The 22,248-nt window shown below is 41.0% G+C and carries 22 protein-coding genes; 11 read left to right on the top strand and 11 right to left on the bottom strand.

Going from position 1 to position 22,248, the window contains the following annotated elements:
• The first annotated feature begins 60 nt into the window (after positions 1-60).
• Genes AQ505_RS07635 through pdeM form a run of 4 tightly spaced genes read left to right on the top strand, consistent with a single transcriptional unit; the run spans position 61 to position 5,874 of the window.
• The gene (locus AQ505_RS07635) at positions 61-1,107 is read left to right on the top strand and encodes a ligase-associated DNA damage response exonuclease (RefSeq protein WP_231635042.1); all 1,047 of its coding nucleotides are present in this window, start codon (positions 61-63) and stop codon (positions 1,105-1,107) included.
• Complete coding sequence (locus AQ505_RS07630; RefSeq protein ID WP_062547628.1) at positions 1,104-2,699, top strand: ATP-dependent DNA ligase; 1,596 nt, start codon at positions 1,104-1,106, stop codon at positions 2,697-2,699. Before AQ505_RS07635 ends, AQ505_RS07630 begins: the two co-directional genes overlap by 4 nt.
• A gap of 5 nt (positions 2,700-2,704) precedes the next feature.
• Entirely contained in the window at positions 2,705-5,236 is a 2,532-nt protein-coding gene (locus AQ505_RS07625; protein ID WP_062547627.1) for a ligase-associated DNA damage response DEXH box helicase, read from the top strand.
• Between the two features lie 2 nt (positions 5,237-5,238).
• Positions 5,239-5,874, top strand: a complete 636-nt coding sequence (gene pdeM, locus AQ505_RS07620; protein WP_062547626.1) for a ligase-associated DNA damage response endonuclease PdeM — start codon at positions 5,239-5,241, stop codon at positions 5,872-5,874.
• Between the two features lie 36 nt (positions 5,875-5,910).
• On the opposite strand, the gene bioA is transcribed toward pdeM, so the two are convergent.
• The 3 genes from bioA to AQ505_RS07605 are packed head-to-tail and all read right to left on the bottom strand — an operon-like array spanning position 5,911 to position 8,539.
• Positions 5,911-7,179 carry an adenosylmethionine--8-amino-7-oxononanoate transaminase gene (gene bioA, locus AQ505_RS07615; RefSeq protein WP_062547625.1) on the bottom strand — a complete coding sequence of 423 codons (1,269 nt, stop codon included), beginning with the start codon at positions 7,177-7,179 and terminating at the stop codon, positions 5,911-5,913.
• Between the two features lie 2 nt (positions 7,180-7,181).
• Positions 7,182-7,619: an NUDIX domain-containing protein gene (locus AQ505_RS07610; protein WP_062547624.1), complete on the bottom strand. Its 438-nt coding sequence runs from the start codon at positions 7,617-7,619 to the stop codon at positions 7,182-7,184.
• Positions 7,616-8,539, bottom strand: a complete 924-nt coding sequence (locus AQ505_RS07605) for a cation diffusion facilitator family transporter (RefSeq protein ID WP_062550920.1) — start codon at positions 8,537-8,539, stop codon at positions 7,616-7,618. The genes AQ505_RS07610 and AQ505_RS07605 overlap by 4 nt, the downstream gene beginning before the upstream one ends.
• Positions 8,540-8,728: 189 nt before the next feature.
• Here AQ505_RS07605 and AQ505_RS07600 point away from each other — a divergent pair, with 189 nt between their 5' ends.
• On the top strand, positions 8,729-9,922 hold the full coding sequence (locus AQ505_RS07600; RefSeq protein WP_197286323.1) for a pyridoxal phosphate-dependent aminotransferase: 1,194 nt from the start codon (positions 8,729-8,731) through the stop codon (positions 9,920-9,922).
• A 448-nt stretch (positions 9,923-10,370) separates the two neighbouring features.
• On the opposite strand, the gene AQ505_RS07595 is transcribed toward AQ505_RS07600, so the two are convergent.
• On the bottom strand, positions 10,371-11,612 hold the full coding sequence (locus tag AQ505_RS07595; RefSeq protein ID WP_082461449.1) for an ABC transporter permease: 1,242 nt from the start codon (positions 11,610-11,612) through the stop codon (positions 10,371-10,373).
• Between the two features lie 195 nt (positions 11,613-11,807).
• Between AQ505_RS07595 and queA the strand changes: the two genes are divergently transcribed.
• Both queA and AQ505_RS07585 read left to right on the top strand, forming a co-directional pair.
• Positions 11,808-12,857 carry a tRNA preQ1(34) S-adenosylmethionine ribosyltransferase-isomerase QueA gene (gene queA / locus AQ505_RS07590; protein ID WP_062547622.1) on the top strand — a complete coding sequence of 350 codons (1,050 nt, stop codon included), beginning with the start codon at positions 11,808-11,810 and terminating at the stop codon, positions 12,855-12,857.
• Positions 12,858-12,944: 87 nt separating this feature from the next.
• Complete coding sequence (locus AQ505_RS07585; protein ID WP_062547621.1) at positions 12,945-13,619, top strand: 2-C-methyl-D-erythritol 4-phosphate cytidylyltransferase; 675 nt, start codon at positions 12,945-12,947, stop codon at positions 13,617-13,619.
• 43 nt (positions 13,620-13,662) lie between these two features.
• On the opposite strand, the gene AQ505_RS26300 is transcribed toward AQ505_RS07585, so the two are convergent.
• The 6 genes from AQ505_RS26300 to AQ505_RS07560 all read right to left on the bottom strand — a co-directional run bounded on the left by AQ505_RS26300 (position 13,663) and on the right by AQ505_RS07560 (position 16,692).
• Entirely contained in the window at positions 13,663-13,824 is a 162-nt protein-coding gene (locus AQ505_RS26300; protein WP_157262241.1) for a lmo0937 family membrane protein, read from the bottom strand.
• A gap of 156 nt (positions 13,825-13,980) precedes the next feature.
• Positions 13,981-14,202: a DUF2795 domain-containing protein gene (locus tag AQ505_RS07580; RefSeq protein WP_008240955.1), complete on the bottom strand. Its 222-nt coding sequence runs from the start codon at positions 14,200-14,202 to the stop codon at positions 13,981-13,983.
• Positions 14,203-14,288: 86 nt separating this feature from the next.
• Positions 14,289-14,837, bottom strand: coding sequence for a cob(I)yrinic acid a,c-diamide adenosyltransferase (locus AQ505_RS07575; protein ID WP_062547620.1), 549 nt, complete (start codon positions 14,835-14,837; stop codon positions 14,289-14,291).
• Positions 14,838-14,846: 9 nt separating this feature from the next.
• Entirely contained in the window at positions 14,847-15,605 is a 759-nt protein-coding gene (locus AQ505_RS07570) for an ABC transporter ATP-binding protein (RefSeq protein WP_062547619.1), read from the bottom strand.
• Between the two features lie 65 nt (positions 15,606-15,670).
• Positions 15,671-15,961, bottom strand: a complete 291-nt coding sequence (gene gatC, locus AQ505_RS07565; RefSeq protein ID WP_062547618.1) for an Asp-tRNA(Asn)/Glu-tRNA(Gln) amidotransferase subunit GatC — start codon at positions 15,959-15,961, stop codon at positions 15,671-15,673.
• Complete coding sequence (locus AQ505_RS07560; protein WP_062547617.1) at positions 15,958-16,692, bottom strand: lysophospholipid acyltransferase family protein; 735 nt, start codon at positions 16,690-16,692, stop codon at positions 15,958-15,960. The genes gatC and AQ505_RS07560 overlap by 4 nt, the downstream gene beginning before the upstream one ends.
• A 140-nt stretch (positions 16,693-16,832) precedes the next feature.
• Between AQ505_RS07560 and trpS the strand changes: the two genes are divergently transcribed.
• Genes trpS through AQ505_RS07540 form a run of 4 tightly spaced genes read left to right on the top strand, consistent with a single transcriptional unit; the run spans position 16,833 to position 19,794 of the window.
• Positions 16,833-17,831, top strand: coding sequence for a tryptophan--tRNA ligase (gene trpS / locus AQ505_RS07555; protein ID WP_062547616.1), 999 nt, complete (start codon positions 16,833-16,835; stop codon positions 17,829-17,831).
• Between the two features lie 50 nt (positions 17,832-17,881).
• Positions 17,882-18,496 (top strand): deoxynucleoside kinase, encoded by a 615-nt coding sequence (locus AQ505_RS07550; protein WP_062547615.1) that lies wholly within the window; start codon positions 17,882-17,884, stop codon positions 18,494-18,496.
• A gap of 1 nt (position 18,497) precedes the next feature.
• Positions 18,498-19,229 carry a 3-deoxy-manno-octulosonate cytidylyltransferase gene (gene kdsB, locus AQ505_RS07545; protein ID WP_062547614.1) on the top strand — a complete coding sequence of 244 codons (732 nt, stop codon included), beginning with the start codon at positions 18,498-18,500 and terminating at the stop codon, positions 19,227-19,229.
• Between the two features lie 16 nt (positions 19,230-19,245).
• Complete coding sequence (locus AQ505_RS07540) at positions 19,246-19,794, top strand: hypothetical protein (RefSeq protein ID WP_062547613.1); 549 nt, start codon at positions 19,246-19,248, stop codon at positions 19,792-19,794.
• A gap of 384 nt (positions 19,795-20,178) precedes the next feature.
• On the opposite strand, the gene AQ505_RS07535 is transcribed toward AQ505_RS07540, so the two are convergent.
• Positions 20,179-21,738 (bottom strand): hypothetical protein, encoded by a 1,560-nt coding sequence (locus tag AQ505_RS07535; RefSeq protein WP_062547612.1) that lies wholly within the window; start codon positions 21,736-21,738, stop codon positions 20,179-20,181.
• Positions 21,739-22,248: the final 510 nt, after the last annotated feature.

Below are 22,248 nucleotides of genomic sequence, written 5' to 3'. Positions count from 1 at the left end.
CTTTAAATACAAACACGAATGGCTAAATATACTGAATGCTAAGTATTTTCCACGGAAATAATGCCAGCAAACTTTATCTTCTTTGCAATTGTTCTGAATGAGATGGCTTTAATCAAATTTACAAACAAAGGCATATACTGCCCCAAAGGTGATTTTTACATTGATCCCTGGAAACCTGTACGGCTTGCGGTAACTACCCATGGCCATGCCGACCATGTAAAATCAGGCAATGATGCTTATTTATGTCATGAGCTGACCAAACCTATCCTCCTCCATCGTTTGGGGGCTGATTTAAAGATACAAACCCTTGCTTATGGGGAAAGCCTGCTGATCAATGGTGTCCAGCTGAGCTTATTTCCCGCAGGTCATGTGATTGGCTCTGCCCAAATAAGACTGGAGTATAAAGGGGAAGTTTGTGTGGTTTCCGGTGATTATAAGGTGGAGTATGATGGCATCAGTACCGCCTTTGAACCTGTAAAATGCCATACTTTTGTTTCAGAAAGTACTTTTGGGCTGCCAATCTACAATTGGTTGCCTCAGCAAGAGATTTTCGACCAGATCAGCCATTGGCACAGTAACAATCAGCAGCAGCAAAAAACCAGCGTATTAACCGCTTATAGCCTCGGTAAGGCTCAAAGACTGGTCAAAGGCCTGAGTACTCTCCAGCAAAAAATATATGTCCACTCCGCTATAGCAAACTTGAATGAAGCCTTTATCAAAGCTGGAGTTGAACTTCCGGAAACGATCAGAATCAGTCCTGAAATCAGCAAATCCGAACTTCAGGAAGGGATTGTGATTGTTCCACCCGCAGTAGCTGATGGTCGCTGGATTAAAACCTTAGTCCATCCGGCAACTGGGGTTTGTTCCGGCTGGATGCAGGTACGCGCCGGGCGCAGGTGGAGAAGTTCGGATGCAGGATTTGCCCTCAGCGACCATGCCGATTGGCCAGGCTTGCTATCCGCCATTAAAGCCACATCCGCAGAAAAAGTATATGTAACACATGGCTATACCGCCACCTTCTCTAAGTATTTAAATGAAATCGGCATTGATTCTGAAGAGGTGAAAACACAATACGGTGTAGAAGATGAGGAGGAGGTAATCCATTGAAACGCTTCACAGAATTGATCGCCCAGCTGGAAAGCAGCAATAAAACCAATGATAAGATGGCCGCATTGGTGTCCTATTTTAATGAGGCAGAAGAGCAGGACAAGCCTTACGTGATCGCCATGTTTACGGGCAAAAAACCAAAGCGTCCGGTCAGCACCGCACTGCTTAAGGAATGGGCCATTGAAAAGAGTGGGATTCCCGCCTGGCTTTTTGCCGAAAGCTACCATAACGTAGGAGACCTGAGCGAAACAATTGCCCTGATTTTACCTCCTCCATCGCAAGCCAGTGATCTGAAGCTGAGCGAGTGGATCAAGGCTTTGGCAGCCCTCAATGGAAAGGATGATGCGGCTAAAAAAAGTTTCATCACTGATTCCTGGGACCGTCTGAACACTCCTGAACGCTTTATTTTCAATAAACTGATTTCAGGAAACTTCAGGATTGGGGTCTCTGGAAAAATGCTGGTCAACGCTTTAGCCAAACAAAGTAATATTCCTGCCAATCAGATCATGCACAGCATCATGGGCAAATGGAAGCCGGAAGAAATTACTTACCCTGAGTTGATTGCGGGTGCGCATGTGAATACAGACCATTCCTGGCCTTATCCATTTTGCCTGGCCTACGCGCTGGAGCAAGCACCGGAAGCTTTGGGAGCAATACAAGAATGGCAGGCAGAATGGAAATGGGATGGCATCCGCGGACAAATTGTAAAGCGTGGCGGAGAACTTTTCATCTGGTCAAGAGGAGAAGAACTGGTCACAGATCAATTTCCGGAGCTTCATTTCTTAGCTGCGGAATTACCGGATGGAACTGTTCTGGATGGAGAGATTCTTGCAGTCAAATCGGGTAAAGTATTGCCATTTGCCATATTGCAGCAGCGATTAAACCGGAAAACCATTGCTAAAAACCAATTGGAAAACGCACCTATAGGTTTTTACTGTTACGACCTGCTCGAATACCAGGGAGCAGATCAGCGTGGGGAGCCCCTAAAAAACAGAAGGAAAAAACTGGAACTACTCATTTCTAAAATTCCAGCACAGGAAAACCTCTTACTTTCTCCAGTGGTGGAAGCGAAATCCTGGGCTGAACTTGCGGAAATAAGAATGGACTCCAGGGCGATGAACAGTGAGGGATTGATGCTCAAAAAACTAGATTCTCTATACCATAGCGGCCGAAAAAGAGGCGATTGGTGGAAATGGAAAATCAACCCTTATACCGTTGATGCGGTCATGATTTATGCACAAAAAGGAAGCGGCAGAAGAGCCGGCTTTTTCACAGATTATACTTTTGCTGTTCGCGATGGCGAACAGCTGATTACCATTGCCAAGGCTTATTCCGGATTAACAGATGCAGAAATCAAACAGGTTGATGCTTTTGTAAAGAAAAATTCCATAGAGAAATTTGGCCCCGTACGTACCGTTAAACCAGAATTGGTATTTGAAATTGCTTTTGAAGGTATTGCCGAAAGTAAAAGACACAAAGCCGGTCTCGCCCTGCGCTTCCCCAGGATCGCCAGGTGGAGAAAGGATAAAAAAGCGGAAGAGATCAATACTTTAGCCGATTTAAGGCAATTGTTAAATTCTACATTAGCATAGTAAATATGGGCATAGAAAAGAGCAGTGGCTATCGGCAGGTCATAAAATGGCTGAAATCTGGGAAAAGAAAACCTTTCCAATTTCAAAGTGATGCCTGGCAATATTACGCGGAAGGATACAGTGGATTGATCAATGCGCCCACAGGTTTTGGAAAAACATTCTCTCTTTTTCTGGCCGTGGTCATTGAAGAACTGAATGAACAAGCTGAGAACAATTCGAAATTGCCTCGAAAAAAGGGATTGAAGAAACCTGTAAAAGCGAGCAAGGGTTTAAAGTTGATCTGGATTACGCCCCTACGTTCCTTAGCAAAGGACCTTGCCCGCGCCATGCGGGAAGTTTGTGCAGAACTAGAGTTGGACTGGCAAGTTTCCGTTAGAAATGGAGATACGACCGCCTCAGAAAAGCTGAAACAAAAGAAACAAATGCCAGAGGTATTGATCATTACACCTGAAAGCATGCATTTATTGCTGGCTCAGAAGAATAATTCTGCCCATTTTTATCCGCTGCGATGTATTGTTGCCGATGAATGGCATGAATTGATCGGAAGTAAAAGGGGCGTGATGGCAGAGCTGGCAATTTCCAGGATTAAAGGTATTTTAAAAGAAAAACATCCGGAGCGGCTGCTTAGAATATGGGGAATTTCGGCCACTATAGGAAACCTGGAACAGGCGATGGAAGTGCTGGTTCCCTACCCTGATCTGCTGAAAATAATTGTCAGGGCTGAGGTAAAAAAGAAGATCCTGATCAAGTCTATCCTGCCTGACCATATCGATATGCTGCCATGGGCAGGGCATTTAGGTCATAAACTGGCGCATAAACTGTTACCCATTATCCATAAGAGCAAGACTACCCTGATTTTCACGAATACCAGAGGACAGGCAGAATTATGGTACCAAAACCTGCTGGCGCTAGATGAAAGCCTGGCAGGCGTATTGGCCATTCATCATGGTTCTATAGATTATGAATTGCGCAATTGGATTGAAGATGCATTGCATTCAGGGGTATTAAAAGCAGTCATCAGTACTTCTTCCCTTGATCTGGGTGTCGATTTTAAGCCGGTAGACACGGTGGTTCAAATTGGCTCCCCGAAAGGAGTTGCCCGGTTTTTACAGCGCGCCGGAAGAAGTGGACATTCTCCAAATGAGACTTCAAAGATCTACTTCCTTCCTACCCATGCCCTGGAACTCGTAGAAGCCGCAGCCATTAAGGAAGCTGCAAAAACACAGCAGATAGAAAGTCGGGAGCCAGTAGTGATGGCTTTTGACACACTCATCCAATATCTGGTTACACTTGCAGTAGGCGATGGTTTCAAGGAAGATCAAATCCATCAGGAAGTAAAAGAAACCCATGCTTTCCAGGAATTGCTGCCTTCAGAATGGGGATGGATGATGCAGTTTATCACCACTGGCGGCGACAGTCTGACGGCCTATAATGAATTTAAAAAAGTGGTTAAAAGCGAGGATGGGCTATGGAAAGTGGAAAGCAGGCAAATCGCTATGCGCCACCGCCTTCATATCGGTACGATCGTCAGCGATGCCATGATCAAAGTAAAATATCTTGGTGGTGGATATATAGGGATGGTGGAAGAATCTTTCCTCTCTAAATTAAAAGCAGGAAATAGCTTTACGCTTGCAGGAAGGGTGTTAGAATTTATTATGGTCAAAGAAATGACAGCCTTAGTGAGGCGCAGCAAGGCGAAAAAGGCGATTAGTCCGAGCTGGATGGGTGGTCGGATCTCATTAAGTGCCAATCTGGGCAGCATCTTAAGGAAAAAATACAATGAAACGCTGGATAAAACACATGAAGATGAAGAGCTGGACATCGTCTTTCCTCTTTTTGAAAGACAGGCCGCCGTATCCCATGTTCCAAAAAGCGACGAGTTTCTGGTAGAATTGATTCATACGAAAGACGGCTACCATATTTTTGCTTACCCATTTGAAGGCCGTATGGTACATGAGGCTTTAGCCGCATTAATCGCCTACCGCCTGAGTCGCCATACCCCGATCAGTTTTTCGATCGCCATGAATGACTATGGATTTGAATTGCTGTCCGAACATCCAATTCCTTTGGATGAAGCAGAAATCCGGACTTTATTCAGTCCTGCACAACTAGGAGAAGACATCGTGAGCAGTATCAATGCTACGGAAATGGCCAGAAGGAAATTTAGAGATATCGCCTGTATCTCCGGACTGGTTTTCCAGGGATTCCCTGGAAAATATACCGCCAATAAACATTTACAATCTTCGGCTTCTTTATTTTTCAATGTTTTTACGGATTACGACCCGAGGAACTTATTATTGCGTCAGGCTTATGAAGAAGCTTTTTACCAGCAAATTGAAGAACCCAGGTTACTGGCAGCCTTACAGCGCATCCAGCAAAGCACCATTATCCTGAAACGGCCAGAAAGTTATACGCCACTCTGTTTCCCAATCAAAGTAGACAGTCTAAGGGAAAACATGAGCACAGAAGAACTGGGACAAAGGATTGAAAGAATGACCCTGGAGGCGGACAAAAAGAACAAAAAAAATAGAGCTTAACCATGCAAATTACCTGTCGGGGAGAAATATTAATATTAAACAAAGAAAGGGCTATTTATTGGCCCGCACAGGAAATGCTGATCATCAGTGACCTCCATATTGGCAAGCCGGCGCATTTTAGAAAACATGGCATTCAAGTTCCTTCTACCATCGGCGACCAGGATCTGACACGCCTTAAAGGGCTCACCGAACAGTATCATCCAAAGACATTACTGATCACCGGAGATTTATTTCACCACCAGCTCAATAGTGACATCACCGTATTTTCTCAATGGAGAGCTGAATTTACAGACCTGAAATTTCTGCTGATCAAAGGAAATCACGATAGACTGCTGACTAAAGATTACAAGGATTTAGGGATTGAAGTTTATGAAAAAGAATTGACCTGCTGGCCATTCCGATTTATCCATGATCGTCCGAAAGCTGAGGATGAATATTACACAATTTCCGGACACATCCATCCAGGAGTCACCATATATGGAAAAGCAAGACAAAGGTTAAGTCTGCCTTGCTTTTATTTTGGAACATCGTACGCAGTTTTACCTGCTTTTAGCGCTTTTACCGGTTTAAGTAGGATAAAACCAGAGGAAGGTGACCGCTTTTATGCGATCACACCCAGTCATATTGTGGAAGTTTAAGCCGATTTGATGACGATCACAATAAAAATCAGGTTTTTAAATATCGTTTAAAGCCTGAGTAATGGTTTTATAAATATAGTCCAGGTCCTCATCGCTGATGATATATGGAGGCAAAATGTAAATGATATTTCCTAATGGTCTTAAAATAATCCCTCTTTCCAGAAAATAGGAATACAATTGATTTCTCAATCCGCTTAAATAAGAGGTATCGGTTCCTGTTTCCCATTCCATGACCAGAATAGTGCCCTTTTGGCGTACGTCTTTAAGCTTAGGATGGTCTTTTATCTGCGCGGCAAAAGCTTCATGTTTGGCTTGTACTCTTTGAATGTTTGGCAAAGTCTCCGGACTCATCAGGATGTCCATACTGGCTAAAGAAGCTGCACAAGCCACTGGATTCGCGGTAAAGGAATGTCCATGGTACAGGGTTTTCAGTTTATCTTCACTCATAAAAGCTTCAAACACCTTTTCATTACAAGTCGTTACGCCTAAAGGCATGGTACCACCGGTAAGGCCTTTCGAAAGGCAGAAAATATCCGGAGTGGTCGTTAATGACTCACAGGCAAACAAAGTACCTGTACGACCGAATCCGGTCATCACTTCATCTGCAATTGTTAAAATACCATGTTTCTGACATGTTTCTATCAGCTGATCCAGGTATTCTGCTTCATACATCAGCATCCCTCCGGCGCCAAGCACCATCGGTTCAAAGATGAAACAAGCCACTTCATTACTCAGATAATTGATTTTCGACTTGATCTGCGCGATATTCTCCGCATTAGGAAGCTCAATAAATTCCACATCAAAGAGCATGGAGCTGAAAGGTCCGGTAAAAATACTTCTACCACTTACAGACATTGCTCCAAAAGTATCCCCATGATAGGCATCTTTAAAAGCGATGATCTTAGTACGTGCCGTACTTCCAGTATTAGACCAGAACTGCAGACACATTTTAAGGGCCACTTCTACAGCCGTAGAGCCATTATCGGTATAAAACACCTTTTCCTGACCTGCAGGGAGGATTTCCAAAAGCCTTTCCGCCAATAGTACGGCCGGTTCATGGGTAAATCCTGCGAAAATCGCATGCTCTAATACACTCAATTGCTCGGATACTTTTTTGGCAATATGGGGATGTGAATGTCCGTGAATGTTCACCCACCAGCTGGAAACTGCATCAATATATTTCTTTCCATCCTCATCGAAAAGATACGCACCTGATCCACTTACAATAGGTATATGCGGCAAGGCGTTCTTCATCTGGGTATAAGGGTGCCAGATGACCTTCTGATCTCTCTCTGCTAAAGTCATGTTTAAATATTTTTATGTAGGAGTAGTTCGACTACTTTTTGATCTGTTTTGAAAGTCACATCCGTTACTTTAAGGTCTTTTAAATCCATCCATCTGAACGATTGCAGACTATCTCCATCAAAATCAAATGGGATAGTTTTAAAATTTAGTTCCAGGGGATGTACCTCTTTTACCATATAATAAATACTTAAAATCTGGCTGTCGTTAAAAGATGATTTCTCATAGAAATCGGTGGTATAAATATGATCGAGTACTTCCACCTCCGCGTTACACTCTTCCATGAACTCTCTTTTGAGGGCGTCGATCAGGCCTTCACCCAGCTCCAGTCCACCACCAGGAAATTTAGTAAAAATCTTCCCTCCAGACTGCTCATCACTAATCAAAACTTGATTGTCGGCATTGATAAGCAGGCCGTATACCCTTACGTTAAAATAACTCATTGATCGAAATGTTTTTGGTTTTTTGTTGCATTTTCCACCGTCCATGGAATCTCCTTTTGAAAAGCTTCCTTCCTGACGTTACAATTACTCATCTTGCAATAATTGCAACATGCCGGTAGACAAGGGTCTGCATGAATAAAAAGTTCTGTAGTATGTTCTGCTTTCACATTGATCAACTGATCAATGGCAGATATTTCATGATGTACCTGGTTCAGGTCAAAATAGTATGGTAAAGTAATGTGACAATCGATGTGCAGATCGGCACCATATTGCTGCGCCCTTAAATTATGGACATCAATCCAGGTTTCTTCTCTATTATTCTGTAAAATGGCGACAATATCTTTCACCAATTCTACATTACTCTCATCCATCAAGCCTCCTACCGACCTTCTAGTGAGCTTATAGCCATTATAAACAATATAGCAGCCCAGTGCAATAGAGATCGCGCTATCCAGCCAAAATATCTGGGTAATCTGTATCAGAATAATTCCAATCACCAGCCCCGCACTGGTAATCGCGTCGGTCATCAGGTGCTTACCGTCGGCCTCCAAAGTAATAGAACGGTGTTTTTTACCCGTGTTGATCAGGTAAAGCCCTACCAGCAGATTCAGCACTCCGGTCAGGCCTATAATAGCTGCACCTTCATATAGCTGAGTGATTTCCTTAGGAAAAACCAAATCATAACTAGATTTAAAAACGATGATGACACCGGCAATAGCGATTAGGATTCCCTCTACAAAAGCAGAGAAGAATTCTACTTTCCCGTGCCCATAGGGGTGGTTTTCATCTTTCGGTAAAGTGGCGAGATAAATACTGTAAAAAGCAAAAGAACTCGCCAGCACATTGACAATACTTTCTGCTGCATCCGTAAGGATGGCATTCGAATGTGTAATAAAGTAGGCCACAAACTTAGCCAGCATCAGCAGGATGCTGATACATAAAGAAACGAGTATTGCTTTTTTCTGAGGTAACAATTGGCAGAGTTTAGCCGTCAAAAGTACATTTTAACCTGCGAATTACATTAAAAAGTATTTTTTTTAGTTTAAAATTCCGTTAGGTTTATATATTTGCCTTCTCACAAAATTATATTTGCTTGCGCACAAAATATTATGACATTTTTATCCAACAGAATCAATAACCTTTCAGAGTCTCAGACCATTAAAATGGCAAAGTTAGGTAGAGAACTATCCTCAAAAGGAATAGATGTAATCAACCTGAGCTTCGGTGAGCCCGACTTCTTTACTCCAGAGTTTGTGAAGGATGCAGCGAAGATCGCTGTGGACGAAAACTACTCTTACTACACTCCTGTATCAGGTTATCCTGAATTACGTAAGGCGATTGCTGATAAGTTATTGAGAGAAAATGGACTAAACTACGGTTTTGATCAGATCGTAGTATCTACTGGCGCAAAACAATCTTTGGCCAATGCTGTCATGTGTCTGGTGAACCCTGGAGAAGAGGTAATTGTACCTACTCCTTACTGGGTATCTTACTCAGAAATGATCAAACTTGCGGAAGGCGAAACCGTATTTATCAATGCTACCGTAGAAAACAACTTCAAAATTACTGGTGCACAATTGGAAGCGGCCATCACGCCAAAAACTAAATTGTTCATGTTCTCTTCTCCATGTAATCCAACAGGATCTGTTTACTCGAAAGAAGAACTGGCCGACCTGGTTGCTGTATTTGAGAAACACCCAAATATCTATATCATCTCTGATGAGATCTATGAGCACATCAACTTTGTAGGAAAACATGCTTCGATTGCTGAGTTTGACTCGATCAAAGACAGAGTAATCCTAATCAATGGTTTCTCAAAATCTTATGCCATGACTGGATGGCGCGTAGGCTATATGGCTGCGAACAAAGAGATTGCTAATGCCTGTGATAAAATGCAAGGTCAAGTGACTTCAGGAACTTCTTCTATCGCACAACGTGCCGCTTTACATGCTTACCAAGGTGGTTTAGAATCTGTAAGTGCGATGGTTGATGAATTCAGAAGCCGTAGAGACATTGTTTATGCGCTATTGAAAGAAATTCCAAACCTCAAAGTAAACCTTCCTGATGGTGCATTTTACTTCTTCCCAGAAGTTAAAGCTTATTTCGGTACCAGCACTGGCGATTACAAAATCACGAATGCAGAAGACCTTTGTCTTTACCTATTAAATGAAGCTCATGTATCCACAGTAACGGGTGAAGCTTTCGGTAACGAAGATTGTATCAGAATTTCTTATGCTGCTGCAGAAGATAAATTGAGAGATGCTGTATCGAGAATTAAAACTGCTTTAGAAAAATTAAGCTAAGATACTCATTTGAATAAAAAAGCCGGTTTCTGCGTAGGAAACCGGCTTTTTTTATGATTTATAAAAAGAGTAATTAAGTAAGTCAGAAAATACCCATCCGCTTTTTATCCCAGAATCTTTGCTGAAGAGCAAACCTTCGAATGCCTTCAGAGCTAACCACGATCTAAATCTAGTGCTATCCTCAAAGCGTATCCTATTTTCAGGTTTACATGATGCTATCTGTCCCGAATCTCACCCTTATCGCATCTCATCTGTCATGCTATCTCCTTGCCTCATGCTGTCTCCTATACATCATGCTATTTAGTGGAGCGAGTAAATATTTCGAAGTAACATGGCTGCAGTTCTGGAGTGACCTCGGAGAAGGCCTAGAAAGTTTTCCGCCCTTCAGCGGAAAAGGTTTCAGCCTTTGAGGAGTGTCCTTCTGAACTGCAGCGCGCACAAGTCCTATTTAGGAGCGAATTGCTTCAACAGGGTCCAATCTCGACGCCGAATACGCCGGCCAAAATCCAGAAATCACCCCAATCACCACCGAAATCGTAAATCCTAACACGATATTCTTCATAAACAACGTCATTTCAAAACCGCCTGCGGTCAATCCTACGGTCAGCAAATAGACCAGCAACAGTCCAAACGCTCCTCCCAGCAAACACAATGCGATCGCTTCAAACAGGAACTGCAGCAGAATAAAGTAATTCTTTGCGCCCAGCGACTTCTGAATACCGATAATATTGGTTCTTTCTTTAACGGAGACGAACATAATGTTAGCGATACCGAAGCCTCCTACTAGAATCGAGAAGCCACCGATTACCCAGCCAGCGATATCGACTACACCGAACATCTGATCTAACTGATTAGATGCTATGGTACTTTTGTTCAGTGCAAAATCATCTTCTGCACCTGGTTTCGTCCTACGGATTGCTCTTAAGGCACCTCTGATTTCACTTTCCACTTCGTCCAGTGCCACATAAGATTTCCCTCTTACGGTAATGGTTGGATCATACCTATCACTTTCGACATCCATAATCCCTTTGGCAAAATTGAGGGGCATCAGTACATTTTTATCCTGCGACATGCCCATCATATCCTCTCCTTCTTTCTTAAATACGCCAACTACGGTTAGCCTTCTTCCCATGACAGAAATTGCTTTCCCTACGGCCTGATCTCCATTGAAGAGTCCATCGGCAATATCGGCACCAATAATTACGACTGGCGCACCAGATTTACCTTCATTTTCGGTAAAGTACCTTCCCTCTTGAAAATCGAGATTCCATGTTTTATTAAAATCCTGCGATGCGGCTCTGATGGAACCACCTTCTACGGAGTTACTTCTATATTTTATCGTTCTGGCATTGGCAGAAATCTCATAGGAGACTCCTTCTACATACTCCAGACGATCTCTCAATCCTTCATAATCTCTCAATGAGGGTTCTGGTCTGTTCACATATTTCCACCATGGATAATCGCCGAATCCACCCCATGGCCATTTTTGTACGAATACCGTACTGGATCCTAATTTATCGATACTGGCTTGTAACTTACCTCTAAGGGTATCTACTGCGGAGAAGACGAAGATAATGGTGAAGATACCGATGGTAATCCCCAATAAGGAAAGCATGGTACGCGTTTTATTTTGGCGTAGCGCATCTAGTGCAAACCGAAAACTTTCGCCTATTAGTCTGAGAATAATCATAATTAGGGTTTAGACCAAAAGTACCCAAAAAGGTTACAGGGAAATCCTATATAATATAAAAAATACACAGCTTCCCTTAAAAACATTCCCTCTGGTGGTAGATTTAACAATTCAAGAACATACTATGATGATTATTTGTGGAAAAGAAAATTATATTTCGTAAATTTGCGCCCTTAATTATCACATCGAAAAAATATGAAGTTATCTCAATTTAAGTTTAATCTACCTGAATCATTAGTTGCCAATAATCCTTCAGAGCATAGGGACGAAGCCCGTTTAATGGTTTTGCATAAAGATAGTGGCAAAATTGAACATAAAATATTCAAGGATGTTTTAAGTTATTTTGACGATCAGGATGTCATGATTTTAAATAACACTAAAGTTTTTCCTGCGCGTTTATATGGCAATAAAGAAAAGACTGGTGCAACGATTGAAGTGTTTTTACTACGCGAACTGAATAAAGAATTGCGTTTATGGGACGTTTTAGTAGATCCTGCACGTAAAATTCGTGTTGGAAACAAGTTATATTTCGGTGATGACGACTTATTAGTTGCTGAAGTAGTAGACAATACCACTTCCCGCGGACGTACTATTCGTTTCTTATTTGACGGTACTGACGAAGAGTTCAGAAAAAACATTGAAATTCTAGGAGAAACTCCACTTCCAAAATACATCAAGCGTAAAGCTACTGCTCAGGATAAAGAGCGTTACCAAACGATCTTCGCTAAGCATGAAGGTGCGGTTGCAGCTCCAACAGCGGGATTACACTTCAGCAGAGAGTTGATGAAACGTCTGGAATTGAAAGGCATCAACTTTGCGGAAGTAACTTTACACGTAGGTTTAGGTACTTTCAGATCGGTAGAAGTGGAAGACTTAACGAAACACAAAATGGATTCTGAGCAATTCATCATTGAGCAGAAGGATGCGGACATCGTGAACAAGGCGATTGAAGAAAAAAGAAGAATCTGTGCGGTAGGAACTACTTCTATGCGTGCGATTGAATCTGCTGTTTCTTCAGGAAGAATGTTAAAACCAGCAAACGACTGGACGAGTAAATTCATCTTCCCTCCTTATGATTTCAGCATTGCAAATTCAATGATCACCAACTTCCACACCCCTGAATCTACCCTATTGATGATGGTAAGTGCCTTTGGTGGTTACGATTACGTAAGAAATGCTTATGAAGTAGCTTTAAAAGAAAAATATCGTTTCTACAGTTATGGAGATGCGATGTTGATCATCTAATAAAAAATACAGTGATTAAAATAGGAGATTTTGAACCATTACGGTTTGGATCTCCTATTTTTGTTTAGCAGCAAATTTTCCAAACACATGAAATATTACGCAATTATAGTCGCAGGAGGTTCCGGATCGAGAATGCAGAGCGATATCGCGAAGCAGTTTTTGCTGCTGAATGGCAAACCGATCCTGATGCATACCCTGGAGGCTTTTGCGAACACTGAATTGCAGCCAGAATTATTACTTGTTTTAAACATCCACCAGCATCAGTACTGGGAAGAACTCTGCAGACGCCACAGCTTCACCGTTAAGCATTCGGTAATCAAGGGTGGGGATCAGCGCTTTCACTCCGTTAAAAACGGTTTAAAGGCCATTAAAGGCAAAGGAATCGTAGCCATCCATGATGCAGTACGCCCTTTAGTCTCTGCCGACCTTATTTTACGTTCTTTTCATGCTGCAGAAGTGAATGGCAATGCAGTGGCAGCTGTTAAAGCTACAGACTCTGTGCGCAGCATCAATATCGAAGGAAAGACGGAGGCATTGAACAGGGAAAACCTGCTGATGATCCAAACCCCGCAAACCTTTGTAGTAGAGCTCTTAAGGAAAGCGTACCAGCAGCCTTTCAGAAATGAATTTACAGATGATGCTTCGGTAGTAGAACATTCCGGGTACCCTATCCATGTCATTGAAGGCAATCGTGAAAACATCAAGATCACCTATCCTGAAGACCTGGAGATCGCGGCTATTTTTATAAAGAAAGGCCTCTGATCATCTCAGAGGCCTCTAAATTATATAAAAGAAATAAGAAGGATTATGCGGCTCTGTTAATGATTTTCAAAATGATAGCGATCACTGCAATCACTAAAAGAACGTGGATTAAACCACCTACATTCGGACCAAATCCTTGAAAAAAGAACCCAATTATCCATAATATCACTAATACTACTGCTACTAAATAAAGTAAATTTCCCATAACTTTTAATTTTAAGATGTGTGTTTTTTAGATGAAATTAATGCGGATGATTTACGCATCCATGACATTACATAAACAATCATCATTCCAAAAAGGTTCTGGCACAAAAAAAGGCCCCGAGTTTACAGGACCTTTACAGTAAAAAAACGTTAAAGACTAGTATTCGTCTTCGTTGAAGAAGAAGTCATCTTTAGTAGGATAATCTGGCCAAATTTCTTCGATGGTTTCGTATGGTTCCCCATCATCTTCCAAGGCTTGTAAATTTTCAATCACCTCTACTGGTGCGCCTGATCTTATCCCGTAATCAATTAATTCGTCTTTTGTTGCAGGCCATGGAGCGTCTTCCAAATGCGATGCGAGTTCTAGTGTCCAATACATATTTCCTATCCTAATTAAGTTATTCTATTCGTTTCGCAAAAGTATATTAAAAAACCTGAGCAAAACAAACTTTTTTTCAACCATTTTTAGAGCCTTGGAATCCAGATGTTTTCCGTTGCTTTTGCATCTAAATTCAGTTTTCGTGCCAAAACAAATAAATAATCGCTTAAACGGTTTAAATATATCGTCATTTTTTCGTCAACAAAGCTTTCTGAAGCTAAATGTACAGTCAAACGTTCAGCACGTCTGCATACACAACGCGCTAAGTGGCAATAGGAAACTACAGTTGTTCCGCCAGGCAGCACAAAATGTTTCAATTCTGGCAATACTTTGTGCATATTGTCCATTTCCTCTTCCAGTAAAGTAATGTCGGTATCGTGGAGATCCGGGATTTTCATCCTCGATTTTTCAGGATCAGCAGCTAGTGCCGCGCCTACTGTGAATAATCTATCCTGGATTTCCTTCAGCACTTTTTGGTGATGAGGGTCAATATCCTGGCACATGATGAGTCCGATATAAGAGTTCAGCTCATCTACCGTTCCATAGCATTCGATGCGTAAATGGAACTTAGGCACGCGGGTTCCACCAATTAAGGAAGTCAAGCCCTTATCACCGGTTTTGGTATATATCTTCATATTGGAAAATTAACCAATTTTTTCGAAGTCATCACCACTTTCCTCTAATTTCACTAGTCGTGGAGAAACCGTTTTGATATCGGTATTCAGGTAGTCATTTTCAATTAAACCATCGCGCATCCTCACAATACGGTGGGCATGCTGTGCGATATCTTCCTCATGGGTAACGAGAATAATGGTATTTCCCTTACTGTGAATCTCTTCCAGCAGGCCCATAATTTCAACTGATGTTTTGGTATCTAAATTACCTGTAGGCTCATCGGCAAGAATAATCGAAGGATTATTGATCAAAGCTCTGGCAACAGCCACCCTTTGTCGCTGACCACCGGAAAGCTCATTTGGTTTATGCGTTACCCGGTTTCCCAGGCCTACATTTTCCAATGCTTTATGTGCTCTTGCATCACGTTCCTTCTTATTTGCACCTGAATAAATCAATGGCAAAGCCACATTATCCAGGGAAGTAGAGCGAGGCAACAGGTTAAAAGTCTGGAATACAAAGCCGATTTCCTTGTTGCGGACCTCTGCAAGTTCATTCTCGGTCATCTGACTGACGTTAATCCCATTCAATACATAAGTACCTTTGCTTGGGGTATCCAAACAGCCTAAAATATTCATGAGCGTAGATTTCCCGGAACCAGAAGGCCCCATTAATGCTACAAATTCACCTTTTTGGATATCCAATGAAACTGATTTTAAAGCATGGATCACTTCTGATCCGATCACGTATTTACGGCCTATATCTTTGATGTTGATTAACGCTTTTTCCATTGGTAGCTAAATTATTCGGGTTTTTGTTTTAGACGGCAAAGTACCTCGGAATGTTACATCCGGCTTTATTTTTCTAGGATTTTAGGCACCATAAAGAAGTTTTCATTGTGTTTCGCTGCATTTTTCAATCCATCGACCACAGAAATCTCTTGTTTCACTACATCTTCCCGCCAAACATTTTCTTCTTCATTCATATACACCAATGGCGCTACACCTTTGGTATCCAACTCATTGAGCTGTTCCATAAAGGTAAGGATCTTATTCATATCCCCCATCAGGCTATCTACTTCTTTCTCTTCTATGGCGATTCTGGCCAGATCGGCTACTTTATATATAGTTTCTTTATCTATGGTCATGCGTTAAGCAGTTTACTATTTATTAAATTAAAGATGCGTTCTTTCAACTGATCGGCATCTGTTAGGGTTAAATTATGAGTCGTTACCGGCTGGTGGATGTAAATATCACAAATTCCCGGCGTACTACCATATTTTGATCCATCATCCCACATTTTTTTCCATACATCGGATAAACTTACGGGCACAATGGCCAGGTTTTTCTCTATAGCTAAGCGGAATGGTCCGTTTTTAAAGGATTGCAGAACAGGCGGATAATGCAAGCCATCAATCCCACCTTCTGGAAAGATAATCAGGCTCCAACCCGCTTCTAATCGCTCTCCCGCTTTTTTAAAAGCTCTGAAAGCAGAAATCTTACTGTCGCGGTTTACCGGGATATCAATCGTCTTAAAAAAGATTTTCAATACTGGATTTTTCAGCAAGGCATCCTTTCCCATAAAATGAAATTTCCCTTGAGCGAGGATACAAAAAATCATAATATCCAGGTTGGAAGTATGGTTGGCGCAATAAATGTAAGTCTGATTTTTGTCTAAAGGCTGTTCAAAAGTAAAGCGAAAAAAGATGCCAGTGAGCCAGCTGCTGAGGAAACTATTGACTTTTCTCAGCTTGTTCAGTGTCAGATAACCTTTCGGAGACTGTGCCGCAGCGAAATAAAAAGGATAGAACACCACCGAAAGCGACAAAATAACAAATATGGAATAGAGGCGATGGCTATGTTTTAAGAGGCGGATCATGGATTCAAAACTACTATTTTTTTAAAGAGCAGACCGCTAATATGCTCATTGCAATGTAAATTCATCGGTCATCCGATTTATAAAAGATAAAAATGAAATTATACGCCTCCCCAATACCTGTTTTTTCTTAATTTCGTTGCATGAAAGAAACGGTAGTTAGCGGGATACGTCCTACAGGAAAATTACACCTGGGAAATTATTTTGGTGCGGTTAAAAACTTTGTGAAGATGCAATATGATTACAATTGCTACTTTTTCATTGCCGATCTTCATTCTTTAACCACACATCCAACTCCTGACGATCTTCATGGTTATGTAAAACATGTATTAGTAGAATATCTTGCTTGCGGAATTGATCCGGAAGAAACTACCATCTATATCCAGTCTGACGTTCCTGAAGTTGCAGAGTTGTATTTATACTTGAATATGAATGCCTACATGGGCGAATTGGAGCGCAGTGCTTCTTTTAAAGATAAAATCAGATCACAGTCTGACAATGTGAACGCAGGTTTATTGACCTACCCAACCTTGATGGCTGCCGATATTCTGATCCACAAAGCGACTAAAGTTCCAGTAGGAAAAGATCAGGAACAACACCTGGAAATGACCCGTACCTTCGGAAATCGCTTCAATAGAATGTACAAAACAGACCTTTTCCCTGAATCTTTTGCTTTCAACTATTCAGAGAACTTAGTAAAAGTTCCAGGATTAGATGGAAAAGGAAAGATGAGTAAATCATCTGGTGACGGAAGTTGTATTTACCTATCTGACAGTCCGGAGGTGATCCGTAAAAAGGTTTCACGTGCGGTAACAGATGGCGGACCAACGGAAGACAACCAGCCAAAACCTGAAGCGATCCAAAACTTATTTGACCTGATGAAAATCGTTTCTCCGGCAGATACTATGGCGCATTTCGATGGTTTATATAACAAATGTGAGATTCGTTACGGTGATTTCAAAAAGCAGCTGGCAGAAGACATGATCGTATTCAATACACCGATTCGTGAAAAAATTGAAGAACTTTCTAAAGACACATCTTATTTACGTCAGGTAGCGAAACATGGTGCTTTAAAAGCCAGAGAAAGCGCACAAAAAACCATTAAAGAAGCAAGAGAACTCATCGGATTCAAATCCTTTTAGTCGATACAATTAGATCATATAGCTACGGAAGCTAGATAAATTATTAGAATATGCATATAGCTATAGTTGGAAATATTGGTGCCGGTAAAACCACCTTAACAGGATTACTTGCCAAACATTATGGCTGGGAAGCTTTATACGAAGAAGTAGACGACAATCCATACCTGGAAGATTTTTACAGCGACATGAAAAGATGGAGCTTTAATTTACAGATTTACTTTTTAAACAATCGTTTCCAGCAGATTGTAGACATTGAGAACAACAAACGCAATGTGATTCAAGATAGAACCATTTATGAGGATGCGCATATTTTTGCTGAAAATCTTCATGAAATGGGCTTAATGACCACCAGAGATCACCACAATTACCGGGCGATATTTGAGAACATTACCTCATTTATTAAACCACCAGACTTACTGGTTTACCTGCGTGCATCTGTCCCAACGCTGGTGAATAACATCCAGCGTCGTGGCCGTGAGTATGAAGCCAGTATTCGTATTGACTATTTATCGAAGCTGAATGAAAAATATGAAACCTGGATTAAAGATTACAATATGGGGAAATTACTGATACTTGATAAAAACAAGCTTGATTTCACGAATAATCCAGAAGATCTTGGCAGTATTATCCGGTCTATTGATGCAGAAATAAACGGTTTATTTTAAGATGAAGGTACTTGGAGTAATTCCAGCCCGCTTTGCTTCTACACGTTTCCCCGGAAAGCCTTTAGTGGACATTCAAGGGAAAAGCATGATCCGTAGGGTATATGAGCAGGCACTTAAAGCAAAGGGGCTCGACCACGTGGTTGTGGCCACAGATGATGAACGCATCGCCGAAGAACTGAAAAGTTTTGGTGGCGAGTACATCATGACCGGCACTCAGCACCAAAGCGGCACGGACCGCTGTGCTGAAGTGGCCAGGCAATTGCCAGGTTTTGAGGTACTCCTCAACATACAGGGTGATGAGCCTTTTATAGATCCGGCACAGATAGACTTATTGGTTTCCTGCTTTGCAGACCCGAACGTACAGCTGGCTACCCTCATCAAGGAAATTCATACTGAAACAGAACTGTTTAACCATAACTTGCCAAAGGTGGTGCTGAATGCCCGCAAAGAAGCGGTGTATTTTAGTCGACAAACCATTCCTTACCTGCGAAATGCAGAAAAAGAAAACTGGTTGCAGGCACATTTGTTCTATAAACACATTGGCATTTATGGCTATACTGCCAGTGTATTACAGGAGATTACCGCACTCCCTCCTTCTTCCCTGGAAATTGCAGAAAGTTTGGAGCAGCTGCGTTGGATAGAAAATGGCTATGCGATTCAAACCCGGGTAACCGACATTGAAACGATTGCCATTGATACTCCTGATGACCTGAAAAAGATATTGGGCGCTTAACCATTAATTCCCCCTTATGAAGAAACATTTTACCTACCTATTGTTAATTCTTGCCGTCTTCGCTGCCTGTAAAGGCAATAAGACAAAAGTTTCTGAGGACGATTTAAAAAAGAACCTGAAGGGCCATACGGTCTTAAAAGCTTTCAGTGACACCTTATTACTGGATACCTTCAAAGTGGTCTTAAAAGGGCAGAAACCTGCCGATATGATCATGAATTTTAGCATCACAGCTCATGATGGGGCAAAGATTTACCAGAAGGATTTTAAAGCGACGGAACTGTTAAAGAATTATGCTTCTACGCTCGACCTTAAAAAACAAACGAAACAGCTGGAATTTATGCAGCAGGAGCTGAAATTATTTCTCGATGAAGAGAATTTTCTGGAACCTGCAGTGACCGAAAATGAGAATGCGGATGCGAATACGCCCGATAAAGACTTCTATAATGAACTAAAACGCAGCGGACTGAATGGATTTAAGTACCGTTTATCTAATGAAACGGAAGTTTATATCGCCTGGTCGACGCAGAAAAAGCAAGTTTCACCTTATTATAGCTGCTGCAAGTAAAATTAAACCAGCGCTCATATCCTCCTTAAAAAGGCCACAAAGCAAGAAAATCAGATATTTTCATTTGCTTTATGAAAAAAGTTGAAAATTATATTGTGATTAAATTATAATTTGCATTATATTTAAATAATCAAAGCATACCTAATAAAGAAATAACAACCCAAAACCGCATATTCTAACCAAATATACTTTAACAAAAGTGCCCGGATTTTATTCGGGCCTTTTTTATGCCTAAAATTTCAGCCAGCCGCCATCCCAGTTAAAGTTGGAAGATAAATCTTCCAACCCTTTTTAGCCTGAATGTTCTTTTTCAAAATATAAAAAAATGGCCGGAATTTCTCCCGGCTATGATTGTTTATTTCCCCTTGTTTGTGGTAATTAAACTTACCATTCAATACCACCAGGACCGGCAGTGGGACAATCATCTATTCTGACTTTCCCCAGATCTTCAAATTGAAACGAATACGCTTTATAAATTGTAATTTGTTTATCCAGGTATCTTGTAGGACTAATGATTTCATAAGTAAGAGCAAGTGCCAGTTCTTTACCATAGAAAAGATTCTGAACAGTCTCACCATATTTTAAACGTCTCGTTGTGCGGATAGGACCATTTTCTAAAAAACCTATAGGCTTACTTGCATCATTCGGATCCGTTATAATCCCCATCTTTATTTTCTTAAGTATCATCCCATTGGCTACATGGTTCGAGAGCAGCTCAGTAGGGCTAGATAGATCAATTGTAGCATCAACGTACCAATTACAATCAGAACCATACCCCTCAACAACTGAAATATTCATTTTTGGAATTGTTCCCAAATTAAATATCCCCCAAGTGATTGGCTGCACTGGCTTATAATCTGAAAGAACAGTACTACTGCTACTCAATGAAAACGTTCTACTGTAAAGTGTGGTTCCTGATGTAGCAAGGCCGTTAAAATTAAGCGTTCCCTGAAACTTCAATGGTTGTCGTGGGGCTGGCTTCGTTGTGCCACCAATAAATGCTCGAATAACACCTAACGCTTGTCCGATGATAGGCACAGCTTCAGCATAACTGGAAGTTAAAATCTTATTAAGAATCCCACCAGTGGCTTTTCCTCCGGGGCTCTCAAGTAGTACCTTCTTAAGCTGGGTCGCCTGGTCTGCGATCGTATACCCTGTATTGATAGCGTTTGCGAAATCAGAACCCTGTCCTCCTGGAGTAGACTTTTTTACAGCTTCTTCTAAAGTGAATGCCGTTGAGTTCAAGGTGATATTTGTTTCATTAATACGATGTATTTGCAGTTTTAGTGCTGCATTTGGAGAATAATTAGGATCATAGCCCGATAGATTAAAATCAAACACTACCCAATCTGAAAATTGGTTTGAAGTCGTGATCTGATGATCTTTAACAGAATGATCATAGGAATCCAAAAAGGCTTGAGTTCCTTCAGCATTGAATGTCATCAGTCCCCCCGCATAGCTCGGATTTACAAAACTCAACTCTCCTTTAAGATAAGAGGACTGGGTTTGTTGAGCATTATAGAGCATTACTCTGAATGTGCCTCTATACTTATTATAGAGTGCGAAAAATGGAAAATCTATTGGTCTTGCTGGTGTCCCAAAATCTCTAAAAGCCAATACCCATCCATCTTCGGGATACATATCTAATTCTGGGCCCGTATTTAGAATATTACCTTGAGTATAGAAAGGCAGGAATGCATCAACAACCTGAATATTTGTGATTGAACCTGTTGGAGAAAAATACAATTTATGAGTATTGTAATTCCACCATTGCCAATTCATATCTAGATTGGGGTCATTAGGGTCTGTGATGTTAGACACCTTTGTTACTCGGTTGCTCAGGAGCTTGGGATCATCCTTACCAACTTCTGTGGTATTTTTTTTACAACTAGAAACAATTAAAGATAATACTAAAAAAAGAAAAATAAATGGAAATCGCTTCATAGATATTAAAATAAGTATTTGAGGTTTAGTTAATTAAACACAATATATGGACTTAATTGAAAATTAAATAACACAATAATTAAATAAAGTCATTTAAATGTAAAAAAAAACCATTTAATGCCTTAAAATGATATGACATTACTGAATAATTAAATACTGAAAGTAATTGATGTTTGTTTTTGGGATGATTATTTCTTTAAGTAGCAAAACCTGGAACTTTTATATAACCACCAATTGCAAAAAATACCACAAACAACTACTTGTCAATAAACTACACAGTAAGCGAAACGGTGAGGAGGTCGAATGAAGGGCTTAAAATAGTAAGAAGGTATCGGTATGTGCTCAGGTTTTACACATAGTTATTACATCCTTGAAACAGTGTTGATAGGTCCATTAGACTTAGAAAGGACCTATCAACACTGTTTCAAGGATAAAAAAATAAGGTTATATCTGCTGAAGACGATGTCAGGAACAGCAAAATCGTAAAGAGGAAAGGATTAGGAGAAAGTG

The sequence above is a fragment of the Pedobacter sp. PACM 27299 genome (assembly GCF_001412655.1).
GTDB lineage: Bacteria > Bacteroidota > Bacteroidia > Sphingobacteriales > Sphingobacteriaceae > Pedobacter.
This window is presented reverse-complemented; position numbering and strand designations above follow the sequence as displayed.